Source organism: Polynucleobacter sp. AP-Elch-400A-B2 (genome assembly GCF_018688355.1).
In the GTDB taxonomy this organism is placed as follows: domain Bacteria; phylum Pseudomonadota; class Gammaproteobacteria; order Burkholderiales; family Burkholderiaceae; genus Polynucleobacter.
The window spans coordinates 899,167-924,721 of record NZ_CP061317.1; the positions used below are offsets into that span (position 1 = coordinate 899,167).

Consider the following 25,555-nt stretch of genomic DNA (forward strand, 5'->3'; position numbering starts at 1 on the left):
CTATGCTTTATAAGCCTCAGGTTTTTTAAAGGGACAAATCTTGGCGTCCTGAGGCATTGACTTAAACGATGCTCAATTCTTAGTAACGAAATACAGTGAACTTCATTTAGTATTTTGCTAAATTAATTAAGCGAATAATCTAAGGCCATGATGTTCAAAGATATCTGTACAAGCATTGGCTATTTATTCGAGCTATTAGAGCAGTTGATCTTACTAAGTTCTGAAAGCTAGGCCAAGCTGATGAAATGGAGACATCGATAACCAATTACGATTGGCAACAATCATTTGTTCTTTGAAAAAGGTCGCTGGCGTTGGTGGCTGTAGTATCAAGTTAACTTCTGAATCACCCATCATGTTGCGGGGCACTAAGCCATGTTTTTGGCACAAGTGCTTAATCGGCCTATTCCAGCTAATACAGTGCATGAATAAATCTTTGTAGTAACGATTACGAGCCCAGGTAATAGCCTCATCCATCATCCGATTGGCGATGCCTTGCTTACGATATAGCAAGCTAACAATCACGCCAAACTCCACTTCTTGTTCATGAGTAGCAATATGAATCGTGCCAGCCCACCTGCCATTAATCTTAGCAACAAGGAAATGATTTCTTTTGGAATTGCTTACAAGCTGGTCAATTAGCAGATCAATTGCCTCTTGGCCCATTGTGTAGCCGAAATAGTCATGAAGAGTTTGCGGATCTTGGTCTTTTAACCAAGATCCATATTTTGAGTACTGATTTCGCAATAGAAACTCAGTAGTCAGCATGGCATTACTCAATATGACTATGAGTTCTGTAATATTTTGCTTGCTGGGTTCTAGCTTCGATCCAAGCGAACCATAGGTCTTGGAATACTCGTCCAATCTTTTTCATGATTTAAAGCCCCCTTGAAGTGTCGAAGTGATACAGATAGTCACGAGTCAGTTCTTCAACTTGCTGATGGCTAACAGGGTTGCGGCTGTTGATATATCGCTCTAAATCATTGCCCTTGGACTGGTTGCCAAAGACTTGATTCAAGAGACTCAATAATTGTGTCATTTAAGGCTCCTTATCTAAAATATGTTAGGGTTAATACTTAGTCAGTATGTGCTTTATTTGTGAATATTGCATGACAGCAAAGCACTATTGGCTAATAAAACCCTTTTATTTATATTAAAAATGCAAGATTTTTAACTAAGGCCCTAAAAGGAATAAAAAATAGATCAATTTGATTTTGGCACTCAAAATGTCAATATAAAGTTACAGGATAGAATGTAAATCCAACTTTATTCAACGAGAAAGGATACTTCTATGGACGCATTGCAAGAGACTGTTGAGAAATTAAAAGAGACTGGAACCATCGGTCTAGAAGACTTTAGAAGTCTGAAGATGAAAGAGCTTGAAGTCCTTGCCGAAGAAATCAAAGAGTGGTGTCTTTATGGCAATGGCAAACCCGAGAAACTTGGTAAGAAACATAAAAAGCATTAAAGCCTAATCTTCTAAATCCTCGCTACTGTCATCTACTCGGTATTCCAGTTGTATTTTCTTCAATACCGGATGTAAAAGTGGGTCCGTATCCTTTGGCGATGGATCAGTTAAATGGTAGAAGCCATAAAAGGGTATGGGTTCTTTTTCAGCAAGCTCACGATCTTCAGTAGTAAAGGTAGTCATTAGTGCTCCCCTTAAATTGATTAGCAGTGGTTACCTATGGGCTGTTAGAGCAAACTGAGGAGACCGGAAAGGAGCAGAATTGCTCTTCATCTCCCATAAGTAGATTGCATTCTCAATCAATAAATATGACAAATCTATCTTTAACTGAAATATTGAGGGCTAAATTTTAAGAGGTGAAATTGTCACATTTGAGCTTGATAAAACGACTTCAAATGTGACAAAGAGTTTTAAGTATTCATAGAGATGTCATGAGAAAAGTGGAGCATTACAGTCAAGTTCAATAAAAATTGAAGGAGATAAAAATGCTAAATCAAAATCTAAGTGACAAAATTATTGAATTAAGAAGAATGTCTGCTGAGTATTATCAGAAGGCAGCCTGGAATCAGTTATTAGCGCTAGATAACTACAGAGAAAATAATTTCGTTGCTTCAGAGCGTTTTGCGCAACTGTCATTTGAAGATCAGATGAATGCGACGGAATGTGCAGAGCTAGCTGACGCAGAATTTTGCCTGCATCTCGAGCTGGAGTTTGAATAATCAGACTGAATGCTTGACAAGAATAGCTTGGCCCATTGGACCAAATCGTTTCTTAATCGAGATTTAGCTCGAAATCATCATTAAGTCTTAATTTAACTTGATGTATAGGAGGTGAGGCCTGAATGAGTACATTATTGATCGCAGTTTTGAGTATCTGTTTTTCTGTACTTGCTCAGTTTCTGCTCAAGTCAGGCATTCAGGGATTGAGTCCCGACGGATTTTCGGCCTACTTACACTTGGCAAAAAATTGGAAGATATGGGCTGGATTTGCATGCTACTCGACCTCGGCCTTAATTTGGCTGCGGGTGCTGGCTGATTGGGATGTAAGTAAGGCTTACCCAATGATGGGTATAGGCTTTGTACTGACCTTGTTGGTGGGCTTGTTGCACGGAGAGCCTATCACTACAAGTCGAATCATTGGAGTGGCTGCAATTTTTATCGGTGTAATTTTAGTAGCGAGAAGCTAGTTTTTTAAACTTGCTAACAATTCATCATCAATGGCTATGCACCTAGTTCAATTAAATCTTGTGCCTTTAAGGGTGCAGTTTTTTTTGCCACTAAAGCAAGAGTAAACTTTTTAATATTACAGCTATTAAGCGGACAGATGAGATAGGTGTACTCTAGGTAAGCTATACCCCCCCTTTTTCTTTTAAAGTCACCAGCTCCCGAGCTGTAATTCAATAATAGTCGTTGATCTTTTGTATATGTATAGATCGCTGCAAAAAGCACTCTATATGATCCTTCAAGATTGAATTTAGTGTCGTAACCTAGCGCCGGGACTGTCAATGTATGACCGGTTCTTAGAAGCAATGCAAAAGAGTAAATCTGCTGATCTGGCACACGTACAACAAGGCATGACATCACCCCTTGATTAACTACATCATCAAAGAATTGAGTTGTGTATTGAGGGTTTAATAAAGAATGCTTATGAAGATAGATTTTTTGATACAGATCATGAATTTGCATCAGACTATCTTGGTCAAGCTTGCTGCAAACTTGTACATCTAGATTAAGTTTTTTTAGAAGCGCAAGATCCCTTTTAAGGTGTGATGGTATTGGCTTATTTTCATCACGTAAATCAAATTCATAGATCACTCGAGAGGGGATGCCAAAATATCCGAGTGACTTTAAATTACTAATGAGTGTTGGATGCCTATGGGGCAAGAGATTTCGAACGCCGATGTAGTAGCCAGGATTTAATCTACTCATTTTACTTGCAATACTCAGCAGTTCATTTTCCTGTTCCGTATTCCAAATCGAGGTTGAGATTGGATAATTCCCAATAAATATGGTTTTATCAATGCCCAAAAAATAAGAAAGTTTTCCAAGTGCCGCGATTAAAAGAGCAACAACAGGTTGGTGTCTACACTCATGGGTTAAATAGTCAAACCAGCCACTCCTCGGTGAAAAAAGATAGCTGGTATTTTTTTGTCGTATGGGAAAGGCAATACTGATAGGCACTTTCGTATCGCCCTCCCATAACAAGGTAGCGCATGCATTGCTAACCCAATCTGTTAGCTTCACCATGGGCCATTTATCAGTCATATTACTAAGATCTTAGGTAGTCAATTCATAAAGATGGAAGCCGCCATAAATTGCAGAGCGATCCTCATGAATGAGTTGATCTGATGCAGCGTGATTTCGCTTCCATAGAGCATTTAAATCCTCACTCAGGGCTGCTTCAATTGGTGAGGACTTACCGGCGGTTCTGAAAACAATTCTGGCGCCTGGGTTAGCTGTCCGAGTAATTTCTGTCCACAAGGTACATATTTCTTCTGCTGCCATCCAATCTTGGGCATCGAGTAGCACCACTGCATCAACTGAATTGGCTGGCATACGCTTGAGAGCATCTAGTACATTATTTTGCTCTATAGAGAGTCTGTCGATGTTATTGCGTATGAGTTCAAAGTACTGTTCTTGCAAATACAGCGGCTTATTTGTTGGGTTATTGTGATCATAGCTTCTGCCGTAGGCCTGACAGGCGAAGTAATTGTTGTTGATATTATCAATCGTTGCCAATTTTCTGGCTCGTTCTTTGAGGACCTGTGCCATGCTCTCAGGGCGATCTTCGCAAAGGCTGGCATGCTGGCTTGGTGGTATGCCCAGATTGTATAAAGCTACTGGGCTACCCATAATCTTTTTCACTAGTCTAGAGTCAAATATCTTAGCTACATTTTCATCAAACCATTTTCCTTGGGCCTCTATTGAAGGTTGCTTTAGCAGATCATCTAATTTGACACGATAGAGTTTGGCACTTATGTGAATTAATCCAATGAGCTTGCCGAGTAAGCCGTATTTATAAAACCCTTTTTCAAACATGCGGATACGCTCAAAACCTTTAATACCACCTTCCCAGTAGTCTCGTGTAGCTTTATTTAACTGAGGTGCTAGCAGATCTCTGTATAGCCTAGGATTATTCACTGATTTTGCTTCGCCAAAAAACTTATAGAAATTCTTATATTCGAGTCTTCTAATTCCCTCCATCTTTAGATGCACTAATGCGACATGAGTATGGTTTAGATCTACTGCAGTAATTTTTTTAGGGCTAGCGGTGAGGTAGGAGAGGGCATTACAACCGCCAGAAGCAATTGTGATGAGATGATCTGTAGGTTTTAGTTCAAGAGCTTTGAGATCAACTACGGGGTCTTCCCAAATTTGAGGATAGACTAAGCGCTCAAACCAAAGGGCAAAAAGCCGATCATGCAGTGAGATCTTTTTCTTTTTTGCGTATACAGCGTCTTTGAGGAGTTTTTTTGAGCGCGATAGGTTTGACTCGGGTAGTGCTGTAAGGTTATCCATGGCTTTCATTGATTAGTTAACATAAGATCATTAAAGTCATAAATCAAGTCAAAGTAGTGACACATTTATTACGAATTTATTTAACCTCACTAGTGAGTTGTTATATCAAAGTCATCAAACTGACACCAAATGTTCACATTTGGGCATCATCATGAAGTCATTCATCATCGGATTTAATTAATATGCTTGTAAATTTTAAAAGCCCATCTCTCTATTTCAATATATTGATATGGTTAGCATATTTTGTTTGTTCTACGGTAACTGCTCAACCTGCATTTGATATAAAGGTCTCAATAGAAAGGTCTGGCGCAAATTTTCAAGTGCATGCTAGTTATGTTGTACCGGTAGGTGAATGCTATGCCTACGCTTTTTTAACTGACTATGAAGCTGCTAAAAATATTCCAGGCATCAGTGAGTCTAAAGTGATTCATCGCAATGCGAATAAAGTGAAAGTCGAAAGGGTTGCAGAGGAGCGGGTACTGTTTATTCCAATATACTTGCGCTCCCTTTTGGAATTTTCTGAAATTTCAGATAAGCGTCTAGAATTTATTCAGCTAGAAGGAGACGCTAAATCTTATAAGGGTAGTTGGGTAATTGAACCTGATAAAAATGGTACACGTTTTATCCATCATGCCAGTTTTGAGTTAGAGACCTCAATCCCACTATTTATTATTCAATATTTCCTAGAAAATAGTGCCAGAAAGCGCTTTGAAGTCATGGCTGAGCGGGTCACTCAACAGCAAATTACTTCAAATGCCAACTGCAAGAAATATCCATCGCTGTAATTCTATTTAATAGATCTTGTGGCGACAATTTCCCTCCATTTGCCTTTGGATCTAATAATGGTTAAATTACTGTAGCAAAGCAGTTGAAATCTAAGGGGCGTATGGCTACTAAATTGCTATACCTATTGCGACATGCCAAAGCAGAGAGTGCTGATCCTAAACTCTTGGATGAGGATCGTGCTTTAACTGAAAAAGGTGTCAATGATGCGCATAAATTGGCGGCTAAGTTACACAAAAAAGAGTTGAATTTTGACTTGATTGCTACGAGCCCAGCTATTCGAGCAATCTCAACAGCACAAATAATTGCTAAAACGCTTGATCATCGTCAACATCATTTAGAGGTTCTGAAAAAGCTATATCAAGCTAGTCCAGATATATTTTTAAATCTAGTAACAGGATTGCATAAAAAAGCCGCAAAGGTTTTATTAGTGGGACACAATCCTGGCCTGGAAGAATTTGCCCAAATCCTTTCAGGCGAGCGGGTTGTTATGCAAACCTGCACATTGATTCAATTTTCTTTTGATTTAAAGCATTGGAAGGATTTTGAGGGTGTAAAAAATGCGCACATGAAGATTATCAATTGAAGTAAGTAAGCTAAGATTAATTTGAGCCTTGCCAATTTACCAGTAATTCTGGCTCCTTTTTCAATAGTAATTTCTTGGTAAAAAAATATTACCCGTAATTACTGCGCTCGCCCTAAGAGTTAGGGCGATATGGATTTGAAGATCGTTTTCAACGTAACCGGCAATATCGGCTAACTGACAATCAACTTGACCTTGGACCTCACCATATTCTTTTACCAATAATTCTTTAGTGATTAGGTTGCCCTCAATTAGGCCGGCTACTATAGTTTTATTAGGCGCGTTGAAAGAGCCCCGTAAGCAAACTCCTTTACCAACAGCTAGATTTACCATCTGAGTTGAATTTTCTTCTGCAGGTACCGCTGGCTTACCTTGGATTGGTTTAATAAGCTCATTGCTTTGAGGCAGGCCCTCATTGGAAAGACTCCCCATGGATGAATTTGATATGAGCGGTACTTCTTTTTTAAAAACATTGGTATTACCGCCTTAATCCTATAAGTGGTAATAAAACTGTCAACAAATTACTTTAGCATCAGCTTGTCACAAATTCTCTCCTTAAGTCTCCATGTCCTTTATCTCCAAACCAAAGGTAGTAACAGTAATTCTCAAAGAAGCGTTAAAAGCCGCTCGTGAGGAGCGGGGCTTAAGTCATGAAGAGCTTGCTGAAATAGCCTGTCTTAAAAAATGGCAAATTAAGGAGCTCGAAGAAGCAGAGACCTTTTTGACCTTCTACACAATGGCCATTAAGATACAGGCGGCTAAGAGAATTGGAGGTTCTCTCGGTCTTTCAGAGCATCAGTTTTTATCTTTAATCGAGACAATGGGTTGAGTAATGTATTAGACTATTAAAGTTCGTCATTTTGATGAGAGCGGATCTCACACCTCCAAGATCAGAATGTATGGCGAGAACTTGAGAGAAGTCATGTCTAAAGTGCATGATATACATCGGAAGTCTTTACTTGTTTCTTATCAGGTAGGTTATGGGCCGGAGATTGAGTTTGAAAACTCAAACTAGAGTTCATATTTTGCGTAAATTAAACTTATGATTTGGTTAATTAAGCACTCTGTCTCGCATACCTGTTGCACAGTTCATTACACAGTGTCATTTTTATGCTGTAAGCCATTGAAATATATACACATTCCAGCAGCCACGAATTCTTCTAAGGCGTAGGTCGCACGTTCGAATCGTGCTGGGCAGGCCAAATTTCATGGGGTCAAACCAAGTTTAATCAGCATTCTGAATATTAAATGGGCAGTCATAAAAGTTTCATCTATTTGGTGCACACTGCACCTTATTAGTTCAATTTTGGCTGAAAGCTAGATTAACTAGTCGTAACATAATTATGACCTTCATAGAAATATTAGAACTAACTGGCGACCATCACCCCTCAGGAAATCAAATATGCAACACAAACCAAATCAGCAGCAGAAACCCGAGAAGCACGATAAATTAATTACAAAGCACAAACCAAGCTTTTATGTAACCGCTTCGGCCGTTTCGGTTTTTACTGCTGTTTTGAGTACTGCCGCCTTTGCTGCCTACGGTGTGATATCTACTGGTATCAAAATTCTATCTCTCTAGAGAAAAGATTGAAGTGAATTTAAGAATGCTATGGGGCCGGATGGTGGATCCTAGCTCCTAGTTGATTTCGCTCTGAGACATCCAAAAACTCTCATCAGGAATGGTGGGGGTCTTGTCCTTAAGGTGCCACCTTAAAAGATATTTAAGTATTGCACAATCCTATTTTATTGATGTAACCCATTGAATTATATAGACTTTCAAGTATTAATTCATACTTCTAAGGTACGGGTCGCACGTCTGAATCATGCTGAGCAGGCCAAAATTTATTGTTAATGACTATCCTAGCTTTACTGTTGTGCTCAATTGGTAAGATTTTGGATCAGATCACACCTATTACTTAGTTATCTTCGTTTATAGTACAAAAAGCACCCGTTTACAGCTGCTAATCTCTTAAATTGCAAGATCATTATTAGAAATGGAAAGCAGATGGGTGATTACACCAAGATGTCGGCACATTACGACACGATTATGACCTCAGGGTATTACGACTATCAGGCAATTGTTGATGGGTTACTCAATCATCATCCTTTTGAGAATGTTTTGGAGATTGGGTGTGGTACGGGTTTAATTTTGGAAGAGATTGCTAAACGTGAGCCAACCGCAAATATCCGCGGCATTGACTTAACCCAATCGATGCTTGAAATCGCCCAAAAACGTTTAGAGTCTTATCCAAACATTAAGTTAAGCCAACAAAATATTACAGAGTTAAGCCTTGAGCAGCAATATCGTTTGGCATTTTCATATGGTGGGGTTTGGTATTTTGTAATTGATGGCGATAAAGAACCGTTTCTAGTTAGCCATATCTACGATGAGCATGCAAATCATCTTGGGCTTGAAAGTTTAAGTAAATTTGTTCAGTCCGGTGGAAAATTGCTACTAGGAATTCAAGGACCGCACCATGATTATGAGAAGCCTATTTCTAATGGGATGATTTACTCACAAAAGATCGAACCTTTAGAGCTAGGATTCACTAAGCACTATTACCTGGATGATAAAGGTCATCGAGTAATGGCTCAAACGATCCACTACCGTACTTATAATTTTAGCGATGCTAAGCAATTACTCTCGAGTTATGGTTTTGAGTATGAGGAACGGACAGAAAAGCACCAACATTTTCTTGAATTTAAGCGTATTTAAAGATGCCCATCAAGATTAGCGATCCTTTGGTTGGTTTTATTGGTGTAGGTAATATGGGTAATCCCATGGCTGCCAATTTATTAAAGGCAGGTTATAGGGTCAATGTTTTTGATCGTGAGCCTCACAAGGCGCTAAATTTAGTATCCTTGGGCGCAAATCTTGCAGAAAATATCACGCAACTTGGTCAGCAATCTCAAGTAGTGATTTGTTCATTACCTGGCCCAGCACAAGTCAAAGAGGTAATGTTTGGTGAAGGTGGGCTTATTAATGTAATCAAGCCAGGATCAATCATTATTGATACCTCTACTAGCTCGGTAGAGCTTGCACAAGAATTATCAAACCTACTAGAGCAAAAGAATGTAGGCTTTTTAGAGGCGCCAGTGACTAATGCTGTTGACTTTGCAGCACTTGGTAAGTTATCTATTTTTGTTGCCGGCAAGCAATCGGATTTTGATAAATACAAACCCATTTTTGAAGTGCTTGGCGAAAAAATCTTCTATGTTGGCAAGCCTGGTAATGGGGCTACGATTAAGTTGCTTACCAATCTACTATGGTTTACACATGCTGCTGTGATCGGTGAGGCCTTGATGTTAGGGGCTAAGGCTGATATTCCGCTTGAAATTGTTGCTGAAGCGATTCAATCAAGTGCTGGTAATAGCTGGGTAGCGCAACATGACATTCCATCTATTTTTGCAGGGCACTATGACCCAAGTTTTTCTTTAGCGCTATGTTGTAAGGATTTGGATTTAGTCAATCAAATTGCCCAGTCTCAGGGCTTTACCTTGACTATGGGTCAATTTGTTCAAGGCCTCTTCGAGGAGGCTCAAAAGACTTATGGCGCATCTGCTGCTGAGTTACATGTAGTCAAATTATTAGAAGATCGAGTTGGCACGTATTTGCGCCCTAGCTTGCAAAATCCACTCCCATAATCGTTACACAGATCATGACATTAAAAAATCAAGTCAAACTCATGCAAGAGGCACACTTGCATATGCCTCAAGGGGTTGCAGAAAACTATCGCTATTGGGGTGATGAGCAAACTGTATTTATATCTTCAGCCAAGGGCGCTCAGCTGACCGACTGTGATGGCAAAAAATATATTGATTTTCGTTTGGGATATGGCCCAATTATTTTGGGCTATCGCGATGATCGAGTAGATCAAGCGGTCATTCGACAAATTCAGGAAGGCGGAACACTGTCAGGTTTTTCTACATCGCTGGATACTGAGGTAGTCAAGCAAATCAAAGCCCTATGCCCGCAAATTGATAAGTTACGGTTTGCTAATTCCGGTACCGAAGCCGTGATGGGCGCAGTCAGAACGGCGCGTGGTTTTACTGGCAGAGATCGAGTTGCTATTGTAGAAGGCAGCTTTCATGGTCTAGTTGATGAAATGATGTGGAAGTCTGATATCGAAAATTGGAATTCTGGCGATCTTCATCCCCCCAAAATCATTCCATTTGGGGCAGGTATTCCCAACAATACCCGTGAGCTCGTTGACTTTGTTGAGCTCAATAATTTTGAGGCTCTTGAGCAACTCTTTATCTCACGGAAAGATTCTTTAGCCTGTGTTTTATTGGAGCCCATTATTGGTAATGCAGGCAGTATTGCCGCCTGCCATTGTTGGTTGCAAAGATTGCGTGAGCTATGTAGCCAAAACGGTACGATCCTCATTATTGATGAAGTCAAAACGGGGTTTCGGGTAGCTAAGGGTGGCGCCCAATCTTTGTATGGGATTTATGCAGATCTGACAACGTATGCCAAGGCTATGGGTAATGGCTATCCTGTTGCTGCTTTCGGTGGAAGGGCTGAGGTGATGGATGTGGTTGGTTCTCATGCTGGTGGTGTTGTGCATGGTGGAACCTATACAGCCAATTTAGTCGGATTAAGTGCTGCGCATGCAACCTTAGATATTTTGGCAAATACGAATGCCCTTAAAACAGTAGACGAGGCGGGGCAAAAGATTCAAGCACTATTAGGCCGCGTCTTTACCACCGCGGGAATTGAGCATGCCTTTGCAGGTCCTCCCGCAATGCTAGGTATTCATTTTTCGAGCGAAGTGCCCAATAATTATCGTCAGTGGCGAAAAGTCAACAACACCTTATATAAAAAATTTGCCTGGAAATTAATTGAGTATGGAGTAATGCTCGAGCCAGATTCAAGAGAGCCTTGGTTTATCTGTGAGGCCCATGGTCAAATAGACTTCGCTTGGTTAGAGGACGTGGCTACTAAAGCAATTAAATCAGCGCTCTGAAATAAATAATCAAATTACCCAACATGTTGTAATGATTATTAATATAGTTCGATTTTTACTGTAAGTTATTAAAATAGAGAGATTTCACAGCAGCCAAGAGCTTTTCTAAGGCGTAGGTCGCACGTTCAAATCGTGCTGGGCAGGCTAACATCTCACGTACAAGACTTAAAACCTATTTGGTGAATTCTCGATACTCGAACCTAGGGATATTTATATCTTGGATCACTTTAAATGACTGAAAAAACTTTACATATTCTGTAAAGCATTCTCGGGTAATCCCTACGATAACGATGCCAACCCTCATGTTAGATTGTTGTTAGTCGCAAAACTTTTATTACAAGAAGTGAATATGGAGAGACTATGAGCAATCAAAGACGTGAATTCCTAAAGGTATCTGCTTTAGCCGGCGGTGCTGCGCTAACCACCCCTTTTATTGCAAATCAGGCTGAGGCAGCTGGACCTGGTGCGGGCGCTGTTAGAGTTGCTAATCCTGACATGGCAAAGAACATGACTGTTCTCAATTACAAAGTCGACAATAAATATGTTTTAGGTGTAAAGACGGACAAAGGTATTTTAGATGTTGCTAAGGCAGCAAAGCAGTTCAAGGTTAAGGCACCAATTAATACTGATGATTTGATTCAGAATGGTGATCAAGGTCTGGGTAAGCTGGTAGGTCTGGCATTGAGTAAGGGCGGCCCAAATTTGTTTTTAGATGAATCTAAAATTGAATATGCACCGGCTGTTACTAATCCCGAGAAAATCATCTGTGTGGGATTGAACTATGCAAAGCATGCTAAAGAAACCAATAATCCCATCCCAACCTTACCAATTCTGTTCAATAAATTCAACAACACATTGAATAGCCATAACGGCGTTGTAAAGGCATCATTAGTCAATGCAGAAAAGTTTGATTATGAAGCAGAGTTAGTTATTGTGATGGGTAGGCGTGCATATAACGTTAGTGAGGCCGATGCTTTGTCATATGTATTTGGCTATGCTACAGGACAAGACTTTACAGCGCGTGACTTACAGCAACGCAGTAGCCAGTGGATGATTGGCAAAACCAATGATGGTTTCGCGCCTATAGGCCCCTATATCTTGACATCAGATTTAGTTGGAAATCCAAATCAACTAAAGATTGAGCAGTACGTTAATGGTGAGGTTCGTCAGTCATCCAATACTAACGATATGGTCTTTAATTGCGCACAGATTATTAGCTATGCCTCTAAGATCTTTACCCTAGAGCCAGGCGATATTATCTTTACTGGCACCCCGGAAGGGGTGATAACAGGGTATCCAAAAGATAAACAGGTTTGGCTAAAGCCCGGCGATAAGCTAGAGACCCGTATTGAGAAGCTAGGTAACCTCAAATTTACCGTAGCCTGATTAAGAACCTAAAGCCCTCATCAGAAATGGTGGGGGTTTTTTAGTTTGGCGGTACCTTGACACTTTAGGTGCTGTGCAGATCACTTTGCTAAAACAACTAGTTCTTTTAAATCAATGCTTTGCAGCTCATTTTTACTCAAAGCAACATTTCTATTAAATAAGGCTTGAATAAGTTTCAATCTTGAAGATATACTTTTGCTCAAGCAGGAGAGTGAGATCTAATCTCCACCGAAGGCGCAAACTCCCATGAACGCTCAGGTATCCATTAGGAAGGTACTGCTTATCCTAAATAGCCGTCTGGAGAGTCACCATCTTTATGGTGCACCGAAGGAGCAAGCACTCAGCTACGCTGTAGTGTGAATCTCTCAGGTATCAGGGACAGGGGGAGCGGCAGCCATATCGATATGGCACTTTAGGAGACTTCGCATGCACACAATTCCGAGCTAATTCAGTTTTTGCTATTGCAGATCAATTGTTTACATTTTCACTTACTGAATAGGGATACATACCATGAGCAATAAACTAGTCCAAGAAGCACCTTTTCATCCTGGATATGAGGATGCTTCCTATAAAAATGAAGTTTCACCAGCGATTGCCGAATTAGAGAGCTTCAGAAAAATGAGCGCTCGCCACCTTGGCTTTTCAGAGTTGATAGTGGATTTCTGCAAGTCTTCAAAGTCATTGACTCCAGCCTGATCGTCAATTAACAGCCCCAGTTAGCAATAGCTGGGGTTTTTAGGGTCTAGGCCACACCCTCAAATCATGCCGAGCAGGCCAAATACTCAAGCACCAATAAGTAAAAAGAGGTCTTGCGGGCAAGAAAGCTAAAAAACGCTTAAAGTATTTGATATGAAAGAGATCGCCCACTACACCCCCATTGGTTTTTCTGATCGAGTTGCTCTATCGTTTACTAAGGGCATGCGTTTTTTTGCTGATACTTTTTTTAAAAAACGCTATGGGCACCGAGCTGTTGTTTTGGAAACCGTCGCAGGAGTTCCAGGAATGGTGGCCGGTATGTGGACTCATTTAACCAGCCTACGCAGTATGAAGGTTGGCTATGGACCAAAGATCCGTACGCTCTTAGCAGAAGCTGAGAACGAAAGAATGCACTTAATGACCTTTATCGAGATTGCAAAGCCTAATATGTTTGAGCGCTATCTAGTCTTGATCACACAAGCTATTTTCTGGAATTTCTTTTTCATTATCTATGTCTTATTTCCAAGGACGGCACATCGTATAGTCGGCTATTTTGAGGAGGAGGCTGTCTACTCCTATACCGAATATTTAAAAGAAATTGATGAGGGACGCACGCCGAATGTTCTTGCTCCTAAGATCGCTATCGATTATTGGAAACTGGATGCCAACGCAACCTTGCGTGATGTTGTGATTGCCGTCCGAAATGATGAGGCTCATCACCGAGATACAAACCATCAATTTGCCAGTGAATATGATTAATGGTCTAGCCTATTAAGGCTTAGGTCACATGTTCGAGTCTTGCTGGGCATGCCAAAATTTACGATGAGCCCTTGCTTATAAATCCTCAGCTTTATATGAAAAATGAATTCTAGAAGTCCTGCTTTTCGTAAAAAGGCAATTGCACTATTCGCAAGTAGTATTTTCATTAAGCCAGCGCTTGCAAATCAGCCTGAGTATGAAGCCCCGCCACTTGATGAGATTGTGGTCTCAGCCAGTGGATATGAGCAGAAAATATTAGACACCGCAGCCTCTATTAATGTAGTTAACCGCAATCAGATTGAAAACGGTCAGGCAATGGATAATCTTGCCGAGCCATTGAATCGAGTTCCAGGTATCTTTGCCTTAAATCGTCAAAACTATGCACAGGATCTTCAAATATCCTCCCGCGGTTTTGGAGCAAACTCTACTTTTGGTACGCGGGGCATCAAAATTTTTGTTGATAATATTCCCGGTACCGTTGCGGACGGACAGGGTCAGATCTCACATATTGATTTGCCATCTACTGAGCGAATTGAGGTCATGCGCGGCCCATATTCTGTTCTCTATGGCAATTCATCTGGCGGAGTGATCAGTATCTTTACGCAAGATGGCGGACCAAATAACGAGGTAGAACCTTACTTTGAGGTGGGGTCTTACTCGCAAAGAAAAGCAGGCGTTAAGGCAAGCGGTATTTATCGCGATACTAACTATCTTCTAGATGTAGGAGACTTTCATACCAACGGCTATCGGGAGCATAGCGTAGCAGATCGATTTAATGCAAATTCAAAGCTGAAGTTTAAGATGGGTGGTGATACAGCCGTCACGTTCATTGCTAATAATGTTAATTTAAGTGCTCAAGATCCACTGGGACTAACGTCATCGCAATTAGTTACTAACCCAAAACAAGCTGGCAATAGTGCCATTAGCCAAAATACACGTAAGTCAGTTTTGCAGTCTCAGACGGGCGCTACGATTGATACCCGTGTGGATCAAGAAAATCAGCTGTTGTTTACTCCTTATTACGGCCAGCGTCATGTCACTCAATTCCTGGCCGCCCAGAGTAACGGGGTCATTGATTTAAAGCGAAACTTTTATGGCATGGATAGCAAATGGGTTCATAAAAGCCAAATGCTAGAGATGCCATTTACTTTGGTCGGTGGCGTTGACATGAACGAGAATGATGATCAGCGCATGACCTATCAAAATAATGGGGGCGTGCAGGGAGCGCTTGGTCAAAATTACCGCATGAGTGCCAAAAACTTTGATCAATATGCTCATTTAGATTGGCGTTTGCTTGAGCGTCTATCACTCAATATGGGCGCCAGAAATTCCACAACCACTTTGAGCTCAATTAGTAATAGTCCTGCATTAAATAATACAAGTAGTGGCTCCAATACTTATCAGGCGCTCACTAGCATGATGTCATTGCAATATTATTTAACCGAGCTTTCGAATGTATATATCTCGTATGGATCTAGCTTTGATACTCCTACGCTAAATCAAGTAACCTATAACTCTAATTTTAGTAGCTCAAATTTCGGTTTATCTGCTGCTACTACCAAACAGCTTGAGGTTGGCTTTAAATCAAAAGTATCAAAGTCAGCTCAAATCAATGTAGCCCTATTTAATGCCAACACCACAAACGATATCGTGGTCGGCGCTTCGAGCTCTGGAAGAACTGCATTTACCAATGCTCCAAAGACGAATCGACAGGGGATGGAGCTCGGTTCGCAATTTAAATTGCCCTATGATTTTGAAATGAATCTTGCATACACTTGGTTAAACGCAACTGTCAAAGAGGCATATTCATATACTTATCAAGCTACCGGTATCCCGACCACAACCAATGTTGTGCTCAGCGGTAATCGAATTCCTGGCGTTCCTAATCAAGGCCTGTTTTCTGAACTCCTTTGGGCCAAACCTAATAAATCGATGGAGGCTGCAGTAGAGGCGAGGGTCAATGGCTCGATGGCGGTCAATGACATTAATAGCTTGAGCATGGCAAATGGCTATGCTGTGATGAATATACGTGGTGTTTTGCGTCAAGAGCTCACTAGTGGCTGGTCGTCCTCACAATTTTTTAGGATCAACAACGTATTGGATCGCTCATACGTTGGGTCTGTCATTGTTAATCAGACTAGCAGCCAGTTTTATGAGTCTGCCCCCGGGCGCAATTGGATCATCGGTGGCAATGTAAGCTATCAATTTAAGTAAGCTCAAAATGTGCCCCAGAGTCAATTTGTTGCTGCTTTATAAGGCAAAACCCTAGTACCAGACTATAGCCATTACGCTAAAAAAGAATTAAATTGATAGTACTAACTGTATAAAAAATTTAGTCATAAAAAAAGAATGGAAACAACCATGTCCCAGCGACTTATTTCGTCAGCAACACTTTCTACCTTGACCATGTCCTTGATGATTCTGCAAGGCTGCTCAACTACACCACCTCCTAAAGCCGAGACTGCCCCAGCGCCAGCATGGAAGCAGGGCATTGGTGCAGATATGGCCACTTCGACCTTGGCGCCAATGCCTGGAAAGATGACCACAACAGCAGCAAGCGAAATTCCACTCAATACATTGAAATTGCCTCCTGGCTTCAAGATTGAAGTCTATGCAACTGGTATTCCCGGTGCTCGTGAAATGGCCATGGGTGACAATGGCAAGATTTACATCGGTACCCGTGCAATTGGTCGTGTCTATGAAGTCAGCGATAACGGCAAAGAACGTACCAGCCGAGTTGTGGTTGATAAGTTGGTACAGCCTTCAGGTGTTGCCTATAAAAATGGATCGCTCTATGTGATGGCAATTGATAAAGTCTTACGCTATGACGGCATTGGCAAAAATCCCAATGTGGCACCAGTCGATTTAACGTCTAAGTTTAAATTGCCACCAGAACAACATCACAACTGGAAATATTTAGCTTTTGGTCCAGATGGTAAGTTGTATGTACCTTTTGGCGCGCCTTGCAATATTTGCGAACTGCCAACCCCTGAGTATGCTCAGATCCGTCGCTATAACGCAGATGGATCAGGCATGGAAGTATTAGCCACCGGCGTTAGAAATACCCAAGGCTTTGATTGGCATCCCGTTACCAAGCAACTGTGGTTTACAAACCATGGCCGCGATTGGATGGGGGATGACAAGCCCAATGACACTCTGAACATCCTCGCTAAAAAAGGTGAAAACTTTGGCTTCCCTTATTGTCATGAGGGCAACATGCCTGATGACAAAATTATTAAGCCAAATGCTTGTGAGGGCGTCACTAAACCTGTTGCCTTATTAGGGGCTCATGCAGCTGCAATGGACATTAAGTTTTATACCGGCAATATGTTCCCGGCTGAATATAAAAATGTGGCATTCATAGCGCGCAAAGGTTCATGGAATCGCAACGTCAAGTCAGGCTATGATGTAGTGACGGTGAAAGCAGATGCTGATGGTAAGAATGCCAAGATCACACCATTCATTACTGGCTTTATGAATTCTGCCGATCAATCATTTTGGGGTCGCCCTACATTCTTCATGCAATTGCGTGATGGCTCTATGTTGCTAACAGATGAACAGCTAGGCGCTATCTACAGAATTACTTACAAGAAATAAGCAGTGATATAGATCGTATTGGCTTTAATGAGATTGGTAAAAATAGCGGCGTTACTCTCGGGGGTTTATCTCTCGATAGTTACGCCGCATTCTTATGGGCAAGACATGGGTGCCAAGCTGGCTGTCTGTGGCGCTTGCCATGGCGCCGATGGTAATTCCACGATGGCGGGTATTCCATCACTAGCGGGTCAACCTAAGATATTTTTGGAAAACAATCTCATTATGATTCGTGAAGGCATGCGGGATATCCCCGTTATGAAGGGGCAGCTTGATGGCTTAAATGATGCTGCCATTGTTGCGATTGCAAAGTTTTACACCAATAGTCTAGCCATTTCACAAGCGGGCTCTAGGAATGCTGCTTTATTTGAAAAGGGCCAAGTGATTTCAAAAGAGGCCTTATGCGGAACATGTCATTTGCCTAGCTATGTTGGCAGAGATCAGATGCCAAGAATTGCTGCTCAGAGAGAAGATTACCTTTTGTACAGTATGAGACAGTTTCGTTCAAATCAAGCTACAGGTAGAGATACGATCATGGCGGCATCTCTATACGGTATGACGGATGATGATTTAAAAGCAATTGCCCACTATCTGTCACAATTACAGTAATTGAGCGATGCGCTATTTGAATTTAGTGCAGATCTAAACGAGAAGTTCAGATGGTTTTCATTTTAGAGGTGCATTCTTGCCATATATAGCTCGCCCCTCTTTTAACGACTACGACGATGGCTTCACTCTTTTCGCATCGAAATACTGGCTGTTAATATTAATATGTCTAACAAGAGGGAGATATTCATGAAATACAAAAAACTCAGTCTTAACTACTTAATCGCTACAACATTATTTTTGGGCGCTACATCTGTTTTTGCTGTCAGCGCAACAATGGATAAGATGAAATCTACTGGTGCCATCACTATGGGTGTCCGCGAATCGTCTATTCCAATGTCATACACCATTGGTGATAGCCGCTTTGATGGCTATCACGTTGAAGTTTGCCGCATGATTTTGGCTGACGTAAAAGATAAGCTTAGCATGAGCACTTTACGTATTAACTATCAACCCGTGACATCTCAGAATCGCGTACCTTTAGTTCAAAACGGCACAGTTGATATTGAGTGCGGTACAACGACTAACAATACTGCGCGTGCCAAGGACGTGGGTTTTGCAAACACCCTTTACGTTGAAGAGGTTCGGATTGCAGTCAAAGCAAACTCTGGCATTACTTCAATTGCTCAGCTAGCTGGTAAAAAAGTTGCTACCACTACCGGTACTACTTCAGTACAGTTATTACGTAAACATGAAAAAGCCAATGGCGTTAATTTTGACGAAGTATTTGGTAAGGATCATGCTGATAGCTTCTTATTGCTAGAGTCTGGCCGTGCTGATGCTTTCGTTATGGATGGTTCTATTCTGGCTGGTAATATTGCCAACTCCAAAAATCCAAAGGACTACAAGATTGTTGGTGAGGTATTGGCAACTGAGCCTATTGCCATCATGGTCCCCAAAAATGATCCGGAATTTAAGGCTGCAGTAAATGCTGCGATTGCCAAGATTGTGGCTAACGGCAATATGCCTAAGCTTTGGAATAAATGGTTCTTAGCTCCAATTCCACCTAAGAATATTGTTGTTGGTCTTGAATTGTCCCCAGCAACTAAAAACGCATGGGCTAACCTCAATGATAAGCCTGCTGAAGACTACAACAAAAAATAATCGGTAGTGATCACTAAATACGAGCCAACCCTATGTCTTTAGATTTAGGTGTTTTTTGTAAGAACACCTTAGACGGAGAAGTGGTGGATCACTGCTTCTCCGCGCTGTTTGGCTTAGCTCAAAATAGTGATCCAAGCTATCTAGATTGGCTGATGAAGGCCTGGGGCTGGACTTTGGCGGTAGCAGCCCTAAGCTTGATGATTGCTTTCATTCTGGGTGCGGTGATGGGTACCCTCCGTACTCTGCCAGCTACCAGCTTTCTGAATAGATGGTTAATTCGTATTTCTACTGCTTGGGTGGAGCTATTCAGAAACATCCCCATTTTGGTACAAGTCTTTCTTTGGTATCACGTCATTCCATCTTTTGTATTGCCCTTAAAGTCTTTGCCATCTTATTGGTTAGTGAGTATTGCTCTGGGTTTCTTTACATCTGCTCGTATAGCTGAGCAGGTCAGGGCGGGTATTCAATCCCTACCTAGCGGACAAACGGCTGCTGCAACTGCATTAGGCTTAACAACCCTGCAAAGTTACCGTTACGTTATCTTGCCAATGGCATTACGGATTGTGATGCCACCACTGACCTCGGAGTGTATGAATCTCATTAAAAACTCCTCCGTGGCTTTTGCGGTTTCTGTACCAGAGCTAACCTTATTTGCAATGCAGGCCCAAGAAGAAACATCTAAGGGTGTTGAAATCTACTTAGCAGTGACCTTGCTATACGCGCTTTCGGCATTCGCAGTGAATCGAGTAATGACGCTAATTGAAAAGCGTAATCGTATTCCGGGTTTTATTGTTTCCAATGACGCAAGCTTGGCTCACTAGATGTTGATGGGGCTATGACATGTTGAGCTTAGATCTGAGTTTTTATAATTGGGAATTATTTACCAACTATATTTTGAAGGGCCTAGTATTTAGTGTTCAGTTAACTGTCTTTGCAACAGTGGGAGGGATCCTATTTGGGACATTTTTAGCTTTAATGCGTTTGTCTGGAAGGCCAGCATTGGTATATCCCGCAACCTTTTACGTAAATACAATGCGATCCATTCCCTTGGTAATGGTGATCCTCTGGTTTTTCTTGCTGATCCCGATGTTAATTGGCAGACCCATTGGCGCTGATCTTTCGGCCACGATTACTTTCATTGCATTTGAGGCGGCATTTTTCTCGGAGATTGTGCGCGCTGGTATTCAATCCGTGCCGAAGGGTCAGAGCTATGCAGGGGAAGCCTTGGGTATGACTTATGGCCAGAACATGCGTCTGGTAGTTTTGCCCCAAGCTTTTAGAAATATGATCCCTGTTTTTATGACTCAGACCATTGTTTTGTTTCAAGATACCTCATTGGTCTATGCCATTGGCGCATACGATCTACTTAAGGGATTTGAGATTGCTGGTAAAAATTATGGCCGCCCAATTGAAACCTATATTTTGGCTGCAGCAACTTATTTTGTAATTTGTTTCTCGCTCTCTAAAGTAGTTCGTAAGATACAAGCTAGAGTCGCCATTATTCGCTAATCTCATCCGGTATAAATTAAATAGATCATCATGATTGAACTTCAAAACGTGTCCAAATGGTATGGCTCATTTCAGGTACTCACTGATTGCTCAACATCGATTCAAAAAGGTGAGGTGGTGGTAATTTGCGGCCCCTCTGGCTCTGGTAAATCCACTCTGATTAAAACCATTAACGCGCTCGAGCCCTTTCAGGCAGGTGAGATTACGGTTGATGGAATTGCGCTACATGACCCAAAAACTAATCTACCCAAACTGCGTTCACGTGTTGGTATGGTGTTTCAACACTTTGAGCTTTTTCCACATCTCAGTGTTACCGAAAATCTAACGCTTGCTCAAATGAGAGTCTTAGGTAGGTCGGCAGATGAAGCTAAGACGCATGGCCTGAAGTATTTAGAGCGTGTTGGGCTAATGGCTCAAAAGGACAAGTTTCCTGGGCAGTTGTCTGGTGGTCAGCAGCAACGAGTTGCGATTGCGCGTGCTTTGAGCATGGATCCGATCGTGATGTTATTTGATGAGCCAACGTCAGCCTTGGACCCCGAGATGGTGGGAGAGGTATTGGATGTCATGGTGAAACTCGCTCATGAAGGGATGACAATGTGCTGCGTTACCCATGAAATGGGTTTCGCTCGCAAGGTGAGTCACCGCGTGATTTTTATGGATCAAGGCAAAATCATTGAGGACTGCACTAAAGACGAGTTCTTTGGCAATCCAGAAGCGAGATCACCGAGAGCCAAAGATTTTCTTTCAAAAATCTTAGATCACTGACCTCAACTTCCATTTTAATAAATGCGACTATGCCATTAGCAGATCGTTAATCTATTGAGCGAGCTTCGGTAACTTTTTAGAATTCGCAGGCAAAGTCAACACAATCTTCGGATCAACTTTTAGGATCTTCTTATCTTTATCCGGGTAGTCAACTCGCGTCAATAAATCAGCAATCAGATTAAGGTGTGCAAGCTTTTTATCATTGGCACTGACAACGGTCCATGGGGCATCTGATGAGCTGGTTTTCTTGAGCATGCTATTTCTAGCATCTGAATAGGCATCCCACATCTTCTGAGCTTTTTGGTCTATTGGACTAATCTTCCATTGCTTTAGTGGATCTTTGGCGCGATCCTTGAGCCTGGCTGCTTGCTCTTCTTTGCTGATGTCTAGGTAATACTTCATTAGCTGAATATCCGATCCAACTAGTAAAGATTCAAAATCATTGACTGTATTCATAAACTGCTTGTACTGCGCATCAGTGCAAAATCCCATGACTTTTTCAACGCCCGCACGGTTATACCAACTGCGGTTGAACAATACGAATTCACCAGCAGTCGGTAGCTGCGCAATATATCTTTGGAAGTGCCATTCACCTTCCTCGCGAGGGGAGGGCTTGTTCAAAGCAACCACTCGACTATCTCTGGGGCTTAAATGTTCGGTAATGCTTTTGATTGAGCCATCTTTACCAGCAGTGTCACGCCCCTCTAAGATGACTAAGAGACGCTTACCTGTTTGAATAATGTGACGCTGAAGTTTGACTAATTCAATTTGAAGAAGTCTGAGGTCTGCCTCGTAAGTATGTTCATGAATTTCTGATTTACTCACGGGCAGCCTTCACTTATGCAATTGACTATGCAGCAGTAGGTGTTTCTGGGGCCACTTTTTTAACAACAACTCTCTTTGCTACAGCCTTTTTAGCGGGAGCTTTTTTTGCCGGTACTTTCTTAGCTACGACTTTTTTAACGGCTGCTTTTTTTGCAGGAACTTTTTTCGCTACTGCTTTTTTGGAGGCTACCTTTTTGGCTGGCGCTTTTTTCTCGAGCTTATCTAAGGCTTTCGCTAATTTGTCGATGAGTTTTTCTCTATCTACCTCGAGCTTGTCTAGTTTTTTCAATAACTGCTTCACTAATTTTTTTTGACTCATGGTGTATTCCTTTCAAGAGAGTACTGTTTATTCAATCTGCGTAAATAGCTGATGTCTAGCTCTTGATCCTACGTTTTATTAGGATGAGTTTCAAGCGATTGTGACAGTCGGAGCCACTTTTAATTTGGTGCTACATTGGGTTGATATGTTGAAAACATTATTCTCCCTCCCACGAACGGTTTGGCTCATCGGTCTGATTAGCTTTGTGAATGATGCTGCAAGTGAGATGCTTTACCCTTTGATGCCTCTATATCTTGCCACCGTGCTCATGGCTGGCCCTAAGGCCCTGGGCTTAATTGAGGGGATTGCAGAGGCTACATCCAGTATTTTTAAGCTGGTGTCTGGTGTGATTGTCGATCACACTAAAAAAACCAAGCCTTGGATTGTGATTGGTTATTTCTTGGCTGGGATTGGTAGACCCTTGATTGCGATCGCCAATTCTTGGACCTGGTTTTTATGTATTCGGTTTACAGATCGTCTTGGTAAGGGGCTCAGAAGCTCTCCGCGGGATGCTCTATTGGCAGAGAGCGTTGCGCCCAACCAGCGCGGCATTACCTTCGGCTTGCATCGTTCTATGGACAATGCTGGTGCAGTCTTCGGACCTTTGATGGCAGCATTTTTACTGTGGATGCAGGTTCCACTGCGGGATATCTTTTTATGGGCAATCGTGCCCGGCATCGTTGCTGTAGTTTTGGCCCTTTGTCTCAAAGAACCCCCTCGCGAGCAAGTGGCAGTGAAGCCATTTTCTTGGTCGCTTGAGGGCCTTCCACCACAATTTAAACGCTACATTTTGGTTGCTGGAATTTTTGCCCTAGCTAATTCATCGGATATGTTTTTATTATTAAGGGCAAGGGAGCTTGGTGTGCCTCAAGAGCAAATCCCTTTATTGTGGGCAGCCATCTCTTTAATCACCACCATCTTTGGAACGCCGCTATCGGCACTCTCAGATCGATTCAGTCGCAAGCACTTTATTCTGATTGCTTGGGCTGCTTTTGCATTCTTTTATATTGCAATGAGTTTTTCTGGAATCTCTTTATGGATGCTCTGTGGATTATTCGCAATTTATGGATTATTTAAGGCGGCAACCGAAGGGGTAGAAAAGGCTTTAGTGGCAGACTTGGCTCCCCAAGGAATGGCTGGCACCGCCTTTGGTTGGTTTAACCTGATTTCCGGCTTGATGCTCTTGCCAGCTTCCCTCATATTTGGTTGGCTTTATGAATCATTTAGCCCCAGTTATGCCTTTTTGTTCTCAGGCTCGTGTGCTGTCTTAGCCTTTCTTTTGCTGGCTTTTTGGGTATTTCATTCTCATCAAGAGTAGCGAGTTAATATTTAACCTTACGTACCATCATTAAAAGAAGGCATCTATATGCGTCTATCCATCAAATACATCTTTTCCATTAGCTTCTTACTCTTGAGTTCTATGGCTGCAGCTCAAAAAAATGATGCCATTATTCAGACAGGGCAAGTGCAGGAGGCCATAGCCCGAGGCGCAATTCTTTGGGATGTGCGCGATGAAAAGAGTTACTTAGAGGGGCATATTCCTGGTGCAATCAATATTGGTGATGCAGGCAACATTCTGAGAGATGCAAACAAAGAAGACTACATCGCCACTGCAAAAATTCAAGCCATTTTTAATGCTGCTGGACTTGATGTGAATAAAGATGTTGTGGTGTATGGCTCTCGTGGAAATCCATATGCTTACTTCGGCCTTTATACGGTTCAGTATTTTGGTGGTAAGCAGGCCCAAATCTATCATGACGGCATTGATGCTTGGAAGTCAGCTGGATTAGCTCTTCAAAAGGAGCGCCCCAATCTTACGGCCGTCTCCGTAGCTCTCGTGCCTCAACCCCAGTTGCTAGTGACGAATGAGGAGATGCTCAAGTTAGCTCAATCTAAATCAGTCCAGATTATTGATGTGCGCACTCCTGATGAGTTTTATGGCAAAGATGTTCGTGCGATTCGAGGGGGCCATATACCCAATGCTATCAATATTCCTTACGAGGAAAATTGGCAGGACCCTGCAACGTCTATTAAGCTTGGCAAGAAGCAGGTTTCTGATAATTCTGGAATGACTCTAAAAAGCCAGACAGATCTGAAAAAGTTGTACTCAAGCCTGGATCCTAATCAAGAGACGGTGGTGTATTGCCAAAGCGGTGTGCGTGCTGCCGAAACAGCCACAGTCCTCAAAAATCTGGGCTTTAAGAAGGTAAAGGTTTACGACTCATCATGGTTGGGCTGGGGAAATAACCTCAAGGCCCAAGTGTCCGAGGAAAGCTTCTTAAATGTAGGCGCTCTCAATGCCAAAATATCTGCAATGCAAAACAAGATTACTCAGCTGGAAGAGGCTTTAAAGGCCAAAAGCAGCAATTAATCCCTTCTATTGGCTGGTCCCTTAGGGCCCTAAAGTGAAAAACCCCAGAGAGGAGGCCTTCTGGGGTTTTTTTGAGTGAAGCAGATTATTCTGGGTGGAAGTTATTGCTGGCCATAAAGCTAATAGTGCGCTCAAAGCCCAAAATACGGATGTAACGCCAGGCGATATCGCGGTATTTGCTGTCTAGATAGCCAATAGCGACCTCAGGCGTCCTTTTGGACAAGTCGATCTGTTCAATTGTGCGGGCCCAACGTTTTAGTCTTGTTGACATATTTACTACCTCCATGAGCATACAACGCATG

Annotated in this window: 31 protein-coding genes and 1 riboswitch; of the genes, 22 read left to right on the plus strand and 9 right to left on the minus strand. The window is 41.9% G+C overall.

The window, feature by feature from the left end; translation table 11 throughout:
* Window positions 1-213: 213 nt before the first annotated feature.
* Entirely contained in the window at window positions 214-861 is a 648-nt protein-coding gene (locus tag FD977_RS04635) for a GNAT family N-acetyltransferase (protein ID WP_215306738.1), read from the minus strand.
* A 13-nt stretch (window positions 862-874) separates the two neighbouring features.
* Complete coding sequence (locus tag FD977_RS04640) at window positions 875-1,036, minus strand: hypothetical protein (RefSeq protein ID WP_215306740.1); 162 nt, start codon at window positions 1,034-1,036, stop codon at window positions 875-877.
* 252 nt (window positions 1,037-1,288) lie between these two features.
* On the opposite strand from FD977_RS04640, the gene FD977_RS04645 reads away from it, so the two are divergent.
* The gene (locus tag FD977_RS04645; RefSeq protein ID WP_215306741.1) at window positions 1,289-1,465 is read left to right on the plus strand and encodes a hypothetical protein; all 177 of its coding nucleotides are present in this window, start codon (window positions 1,289-1,291) and stop codon (window positions 1,463-1,465) included.
* Window positions 1,466-1,468: 3 nt separating this feature from the next.
* Here FD977_RS04645 and FD977_RS04650 read toward each other — a convergent pair whose 3' ends face one another.
* Window positions 1,469-1,648, minus strand: coding sequence for a hypothetical protein (locus tag FD977_RS04650; protein ID WP_215306743.1), 180 nt, complete (start codon window positions 1,646-1,648; stop codon window positions 1,469-1,471).
* Window positions 1,649-1,950: 302 nt separating this feature from the next.
* On the opposite strand from FD977_RS04650, the gene FD977_RS04655 reads away from it, so the two are divergent.
* The gene (locus FD977_RS04655; protein WP_215306744.1) at window positions 1,951-2,184 is read left to right on the plus strand and encodes a hypothetical protein; all 234 of its coding nucleotides are present in this window, start codon (window positions 1,951-1,953) and stop codon (window positions 2,182-2,184) included.
* 122 nt (window positions 2,185-2,306) lie between these two features.
* On the plus strand, window positions 2,307-2,651 hold the full coding sequence (locus FD977_RS04660) for a hypothetical protein (RefSeq protein WP_215306746.1): 345 nt from the start codon (window positions 2,307-2,309) through the stop codon (window positions 2,649-2,651).
* Window positions 2,652-2,685: 34 nt separating this feature from the next.
* Here FD977_RS04660 and FD977_RS04665 read toward each other — a convergent pair whose 3' ends face one another.
* Window positions 2,686-3,729 (minus strand): GNAT family N-acetyltransferase, encoded by a 1,044-nt coding sequence (locus tag FD977_RS04665; protein WP_215306748.1) that lies wholly within the window; start codon window positions 3,727-3,729, stop codon window positions 2,686-2,688.
* Between the two features lie 12 nt (window positions 3,730-3,741).
* Window positions 3,742-4,983, minus strand: coding sequence for a DUF3419 family protein (locus FD977_RS04670; RefSeq protein WP_215306750.1), 1,242 nt, complete (start codon window positions 4,981-4,983; stop codon window positions 3,742-3,744).
* Window positions 4,984-5,165: 182 nt separating this feature from the next.
* On the opposite strand from FD977_RS04670, the gene FD977_RS04675 reads away from it, so the two are divergent.
* Together FD977_RS04675 and FD977_RS04680 are read left to right on the plus strand one after the other, a co-directional pair.
* A complete protein-coding gene (locus FD977_RS04675; RefSeq protein WP_215306752.1) occupies window positions 5,166-5,768 on the plus strand; it encodes an SRPBCC family protein in 603 nt (200 codons plus the stop codon).
* Window positions 5,769-5,869: 101 nt separating this feature from the next.
* A complete protein-coding gene (locus tag FD977_RS04680) occupies window positions 5,870-6,352 on the plus strand; it encodes a histidine phosphatase family protein (protein ID WP_215306754.1) in 483 nt (160 codons plus the stop codon).
* A 60-nt stretch (window positions 6,353-6,412) separates the two neighbouring features.
* Here the strand turns inward: FD977_RS04680 and FD977_RS04685 are convergent, their stop codons facing one another.
* The gene (locus FD977_RS04685; RefSeq protein WP_215306755.1) at window positions 6,413-6,781 is read right to left on the minus strand and encodes a polymer-forming cytoskeletal protein; all 369 of its coding nucleotides are present in this window, start codon (window positions 6,779-6,781) and stop codon (window positions 6,413-6,415) included.
* 133 nt (window positions 6,782-6,914) lie between these two features.
* On the opposite strand from FD977_RS04685, the gene FD977_RS04690 reads away from it, so the two are divergent.
* From FD977_RS04690 to FD977_RS04760, 15 genes are all read left to right on the plus strand, one after another.
* The gene (locus tag FD977_RS04690) at window positions 6,915-7,178 is read left to right on the plus strand and encodes a RodZ family helix-turn-helix domain-containing protein (RefSeq protein ID WP_215306757.1); all 264 of its coding nucleotides are present in this window, start codon (window positions 6,915-6,917) and stop codon (window positions 7,176-7,178) included.
* Window positions 7,179-7,751: 573 nt separating this feature from the next.
* The gene (locus tag FD977_RS04695) at window positions 7,752-7,931 is read left to right on the plus strand and encodes a hypothetical protein (RefSeq protein ID WP_215306759.1); all 180 of its coding nucleotides are present in this window, start codon (window positions 7,752-7,754) and stop codon (window positions 7,929-7,931) included.
* 426 nt (window positions 7,932-8,357) lie between these two features.
* Complete coding sequence (locus FD977_RS04700; RefSeq protein ID WP_215306761.1) at window positions 8,358-9,068, plus strand: trans-aconitate 2-methyltransferase; 711 nt, start codon at window positions 8,358-8,360, stop codon at window positions 9,066-9,068.
* A 2-nt stretch (window positions 9,069-9,070) separates the two neighbouring features.
* The gene (locus FD977_RS04705; RefSeq protein ID WP_215306763.1) at window positions 9,071-9,997 is read left to right on the plus strand and encodes an NAD(P)-dependent oxidoreductase; all 927 of its coding nucleotides are present in this window, start codon (window positions 9,071-9,073) and stop codon (window positions 9,995-9,997) included.
* Between the two features lie 14 nt (window positions 9,998-10,011).
* Entirely contained in the window at window positions 10,012-11,319 is a 1,308-nt protein-coding gene (locus FD977_RS04710) for an aspartate aminotransferase family protein (RefSeq protein ID WP_215306764.1), read from the plus strand.
* Window positions 11,320-11,679: 360 nt separating this feature from the next.
* Window positions 11,680-12,705, plus strand: a complete 1,026-nt coding sequence (locus FD977_RS04715) for a fumarylacetoacetate hydrolase family protein (protein ID WP_215306767.1) — start codon at window positions 11,680-11,682, stop codon at window positions 12,703-12,705.
* 287 nt (window positions 12,706-12,992) lie between these two features.
* Window positions 12,993-13,097: riboswitch (glycine riboswitch) on the plus strand.
* Window positions 13,098-13,215: 118 nt separating this feature from the next.
* Window positions 13,216-13,401 (plus strand): hypothetical protein, encoded by a 186-nt coding sequence (locus FD977_RS04720; protein WP_215306768.1) that lies wholly within the window; start codon window positions 13,216-13,218, stop codon window positions 13,399-13,401.
* 153 nt (window positions 13,402-13,554) lie between these two features.
* Window positions 13,555-14,160 (plus strand): alternative oxidase, encoded by a 606-nt coding sequence (locus FD977_RS04725; RefSeq protein WP_215306770.1) that lies wholly within the window; start codon window positions 13,555-13,557, stop codon window positions 14,158-14,160.
* A 102-nt stretch (window positions 14,161-14,262) separates the two neighbouring features.
* The gene (locus FD977_RS04730; protein ID WP_215306773.1) at window positions 14,263-16,374 is read left to right on the plus strand and encodes a TonB-dependent receptor domain-containing protein; all 2,112 of its coding nucleotides are present in this window, start codon (window positions 14,263-14,265) and stop codon (window positions 16,372-16,374) included.
* 147 nt (window positions 16,375-16,521) lie between these two features.
* Window positions 16,522-17,757 carry a sorbosone dehydrogenase family protein gene (locus FD977_RS04735; protein WP_215306775.1) on the plus strand — a complete coding sequence of 412 codons (1,236 nt, stop codon included), beginning with the start codon at window positions 16,522-16,524 and terminating at the stop codon, window positions 17,755-17,757.
* 105 nt (window positions 17,758-17,862) lie between these two features.
* Window positions 17,863-18,363, plus strand: coding sequence for a c-type cytochrome (locus FD977_RS04740; protein WP_251369549.1), 501 nt, complete (start codon window positions 17,863-17,865; stop codon window positions 18,361-18,363).
* 186 nt (window positions 18,364-18,549) lie between these two features.
* Window positions 18,550-19,464, plus strand: coding sequence for an amino acid ABC transporter substrate-binding protein (locus tag FD977_RS04745; protein WP_215306777.1), 915 nt, complete (start codon window positions 18,550-18,552; stop codon window positions 19,462-19,464).
* Between the two features lie 32 nt (window positions 19,465-19,496).
* On the plus strand, window positions 19,497-20,285 hold the full coding sequence (locus FD977_RS04750; protein WP_215306779.1) for an amino acid ABC transporter permease: 789 nt from the start codon (window positions 19,497-19,499) through the stop codon (window positions 20,283-20,285).
* 19 nt (window positions 20,286-20,304) lie between these two features.
* The gene (locus FD977_RS04755; protein ID WP_215306781.1) at window positions 20,305-20,973 is read left to right on the plus strand and encodes an amino acid ABC transporter permease; all 669 of its coding nucleotides are present in this window, start codon (window positions 20,305-20,307) and stop codon (window positions 20,971-20,973) included.
* Window positions 20,974-21,003: 30 nt separating this feature from the next.
* The gene (locus tag FD977_RS04760; protein WP_215306783.1) at window positions 21,004-21,738 is read left to right on the plus strand and encodes an amino acid ABC transporter ATP-binding protein; all 735 of its coding nucleotides are present in this window, start codon (window positions 21,004-21,006) and stop codon (window positions 21,736-21,738) included.
* Between the two features lie 51 nt (window positions 21,739-21,789).
* On the opposite strand, the gene ppk2 is transcribed toward FD977_RS04760, so the two are convergent.
* Entirely contained in the window at window positions 21,790-22,563 is a 774-nt protein-coding gene (gene ppk2, locus FD977_RS04765; RefSeq protein WP_251369550.1) for a polyphosphate kinase 2, read from the minus strand.
* A 25-nt stretch (window positions 22,564-22,588) separates the two neighbouring features.
* Window positions 22,589-22,882, minus strand: a complete 294-nt coding sequence (locus tag FD977_RS04770) for a serine/threonine protein kinase (protein WP_215306785.1) — start codon at window positions 22,880-22,882, stop codon at window positions 22,589-22,591.
* Window positions 22,883-23,027: 145 nt separating this feature from the next.
* Here FD977_RS04770 and FD977_RS04775 point away from each other — a divergent pair, with 145 nt between their 5' ends.
* Together FD977_RS04775 and FD977_RS04780 are read left to right on the plus strand one after the other, a co-directional pair.
* Window positions 23,028-24,200 (plus strand): MFS transporter, encoded by a 1,173-nt coding sequence (locus FD977_RS04775; RefSeq protein ID WP_215306787.1) that lies wholly within the window; start codon window positions 23,028-23,030, stop codon window positions 24,198-24,200.
* A gap of 48 nt (window positions 24,201-24,248) precedes the next feature.
* Window positions 24,249-25,253, plus strand: coding sequence for a sulfurtransferase (locus tag FD977_RS04780; protein WP_215306788.1), 1,005 nt, complete (start codon window positions 24,249-24,251; stop codon window positions 25,251-25,253).
* Between the two features lie 85 nt (window positions 25,254-25,338).
* Here the strand turns inward: FD977_RS04780 and FD977_RS04785 are convergent, their stop codons facing one another.
* Entirely contained in the window at window positions 25,339-25,524 is a 186-nt protein-coding gene (locus FD977_RS04785; RefSeq protein WP_046330073.1) for a hypothetical protein, read from the minus strand.
* Window positions 25,525-25,555 lie beyond the last annotated feature (31 nt).

Bases quoted from the DNA above. Each gene is read 5' to 3' on its own strand.
- FD977_RS04640 (WP_215306740.1), bottom strand. From the start codon at position 1,036: ATGACACAATTATTGAGTCTCTTGAATCAAGTCTTTGGCAACCAGTCC.
- FD977_RS04645 (WP_215306741.1), top strand. From the start codon at position 1,289: ATGGACGCATTGCAAGAGACTGTTGAGAAATTAAAAGAGACTGGAACC.
- FD977_RS04650 (WP_215306743.1), bottom strand. From the start codon at position 1,648: ATGACTACCTTTACTACTGAAGATCGTGAGCTTGCTGAAAAAGAACCC.
- FD977_RS04655 (WP_215306744.1), top strand. From the start codon at position 1,951: ATGCTAAATCAAAATCTAAGTGACAAAATTATTGAATTAAGAAGAATG.
- FD977_RS04660 (WP_215306746.1), top strand. From the start codon at position 2,307: ATGAGTACATTATTGATCGCAGTTTTGAGTATCTGTTTTTCTGTACTT.
- FD977_RS04665 (WP_215306748.1), bottom strand. From the start codon at position 3,729: ATGACTGATAAATGGCCCATGGTGAAGCTAACAGATTGGGTTAGCAAT.
- FD977_RS04670 (WP_215306750.1), bottom strand. From the start codon at position 4,983: ATGGATAACCTTACAGCACTACCCGAGTCAAACCTATCGCGCTCAAAA.
- FD977_RS04675 (WP_215306752.1), top strand. From the start codon at position 5,166: ATGCTTGTAAATTTTAAAAGCCCATCTCTCTATTTCAATATATTGATA.
- FD977_RS04680 (WP_215306754.1), top strand. From the start codon at position 5,870: ATGGCTACTAAATTGCTATACCTATTGCGACATGCCAAAGCAGAGAGT.
- FD977_RS04685 (WP_215306755.1), bottom strand. From the start codon at position 6,781: ATGGGGAGTCTTTCCAATGAGGGCCTGCCTCAAAGCAATGAGCTTATT.
- FD977_RS04690 (WP_215306757.1), top strand. From the start codon at position 6,915: ATGTCCTTTATCTCCAAACCAAAGGTAGTAACAGTAATTCTCAAAGAA.
- FD977_RS04695 (WP_215306759.1), top strand. From the start codon at position 7,752: ATGCAACACAAACCAAATCAGCAGCAGAAACCCGAGAAGCACGATAAA.
- FD977_RS04700 (WP_215306761.1), top strand. From the start codon at position 8,358: ATGGGTGATTACACCAAGATGTCGGCACATTACGACACGATTATGACC.
- FD977_RS04705 (WP_215306763.1), top strand. From the start codon at position 9,071: ATGCCCATCAAGATTAGCGATCCTTTGGTTGGTTTTATTGGTGTAGGT.
- FD977_RS04710 (WP_215306764.1), top strand. From the start codon at position 10,012: ATGACATTAAAAAATCAAGTCAAACTCATGCAAGAGGCACACTTGCAT.
- FD977_RS04715 (WP_215306767.1), top strand. From the start codon at position 11,680: ATGAGCAATCAAAGACGTGAATTCCTAAAGGTATCTGCTTTAGCCGGC.
- FD977_RS04720 (WP_215306768.1), top strand. From the start codon at position 13,216: ATGAGCAATAAACTAGTCCAAGAAGCACCTTTTCATCCTGGATATGAG.
- FD977_RS04725 (WP_215306770.1), top strand. From the start codon at position 13,555: ATGAAAGAGATCGCCCACTACACCCCCATTGGTTTTTCTGATCGAGTT.
- FD977_RS04730 (WP_215306773.1), top strand. From the start codon at position 14,263: ATGAATTCTAGAAGTCCTGCTTTTCGTAAAAAGGCAATTGCACTATTC.
- FD977_RS04735 (WP_215306775.1), top strand. From the start codon at position 16,522: ATGTCCCAGCGACTTATTTCGTCAGCAACACTTTCTACCTTGACCATG.
- FD977_RS04740 (WP_251369549.1), top strand. From the start codon at position 17,863: ATGGGTGCCAAGCTGGCTGTCTGTGGCGCTTGCCATGGCGCCGATGGT.
- FD977_RS04745 (WP_215306777.1), top strand. From the start codon at position 18,550: ATGAAATACAAAAAACTCAGTCTTAACTACTTAATCGCTACAACATTA.
- FD977_RS04750 (WP_215306779.1), top strand. From the start codon at position 19,497: ATGTCTTTAGATTTAGGTGTTTTTTGTAAGAACACCTTAGACGGAGAA.
- FD977_RS04755 (WP_215306781.1), top strand. From the start codon at position 20,305: ATGTTGAGCTTAGATCTGAGTTTTTATAATTGGGAATTATTTACCAAC.
- FD977_RS04760 (WP_215306783.1), top strand. From the start codon at position 21,004: ATGATTGAACTTCAAAACGTGTCCAAATGGTATGGCTCATTTCAGGTA.
- FD977_RS04770 (WP_215306785.1), bottom strand. From the start codon at position 22,882: ATGAGTCAAAAAAAATTAGTGAAGCAGTTATTGAAAAAACTAGACAAG.
- FD977_RS04775 (WP_215306787.1), top strand. From the start codon at position 23,028: ATGTTGAAAACATTATTCTCCCTCCCACGAACGGTTTGGCTCATCGGT.
- FD977_RS04780 (WP_215306788.1), top strand. From the start codon at position 24,249: ATGCGTCTATCCATCAAATACATCTTTTCCATTAGCTTCTTACTCTTG.
- FD977_RS04785 (WP_046330073.1), bottom strand. From the start codon at position 25,524: ATGTCAACAAGACTAAAACGTTGGGCCCGCACAATTGAACAGATCGAC.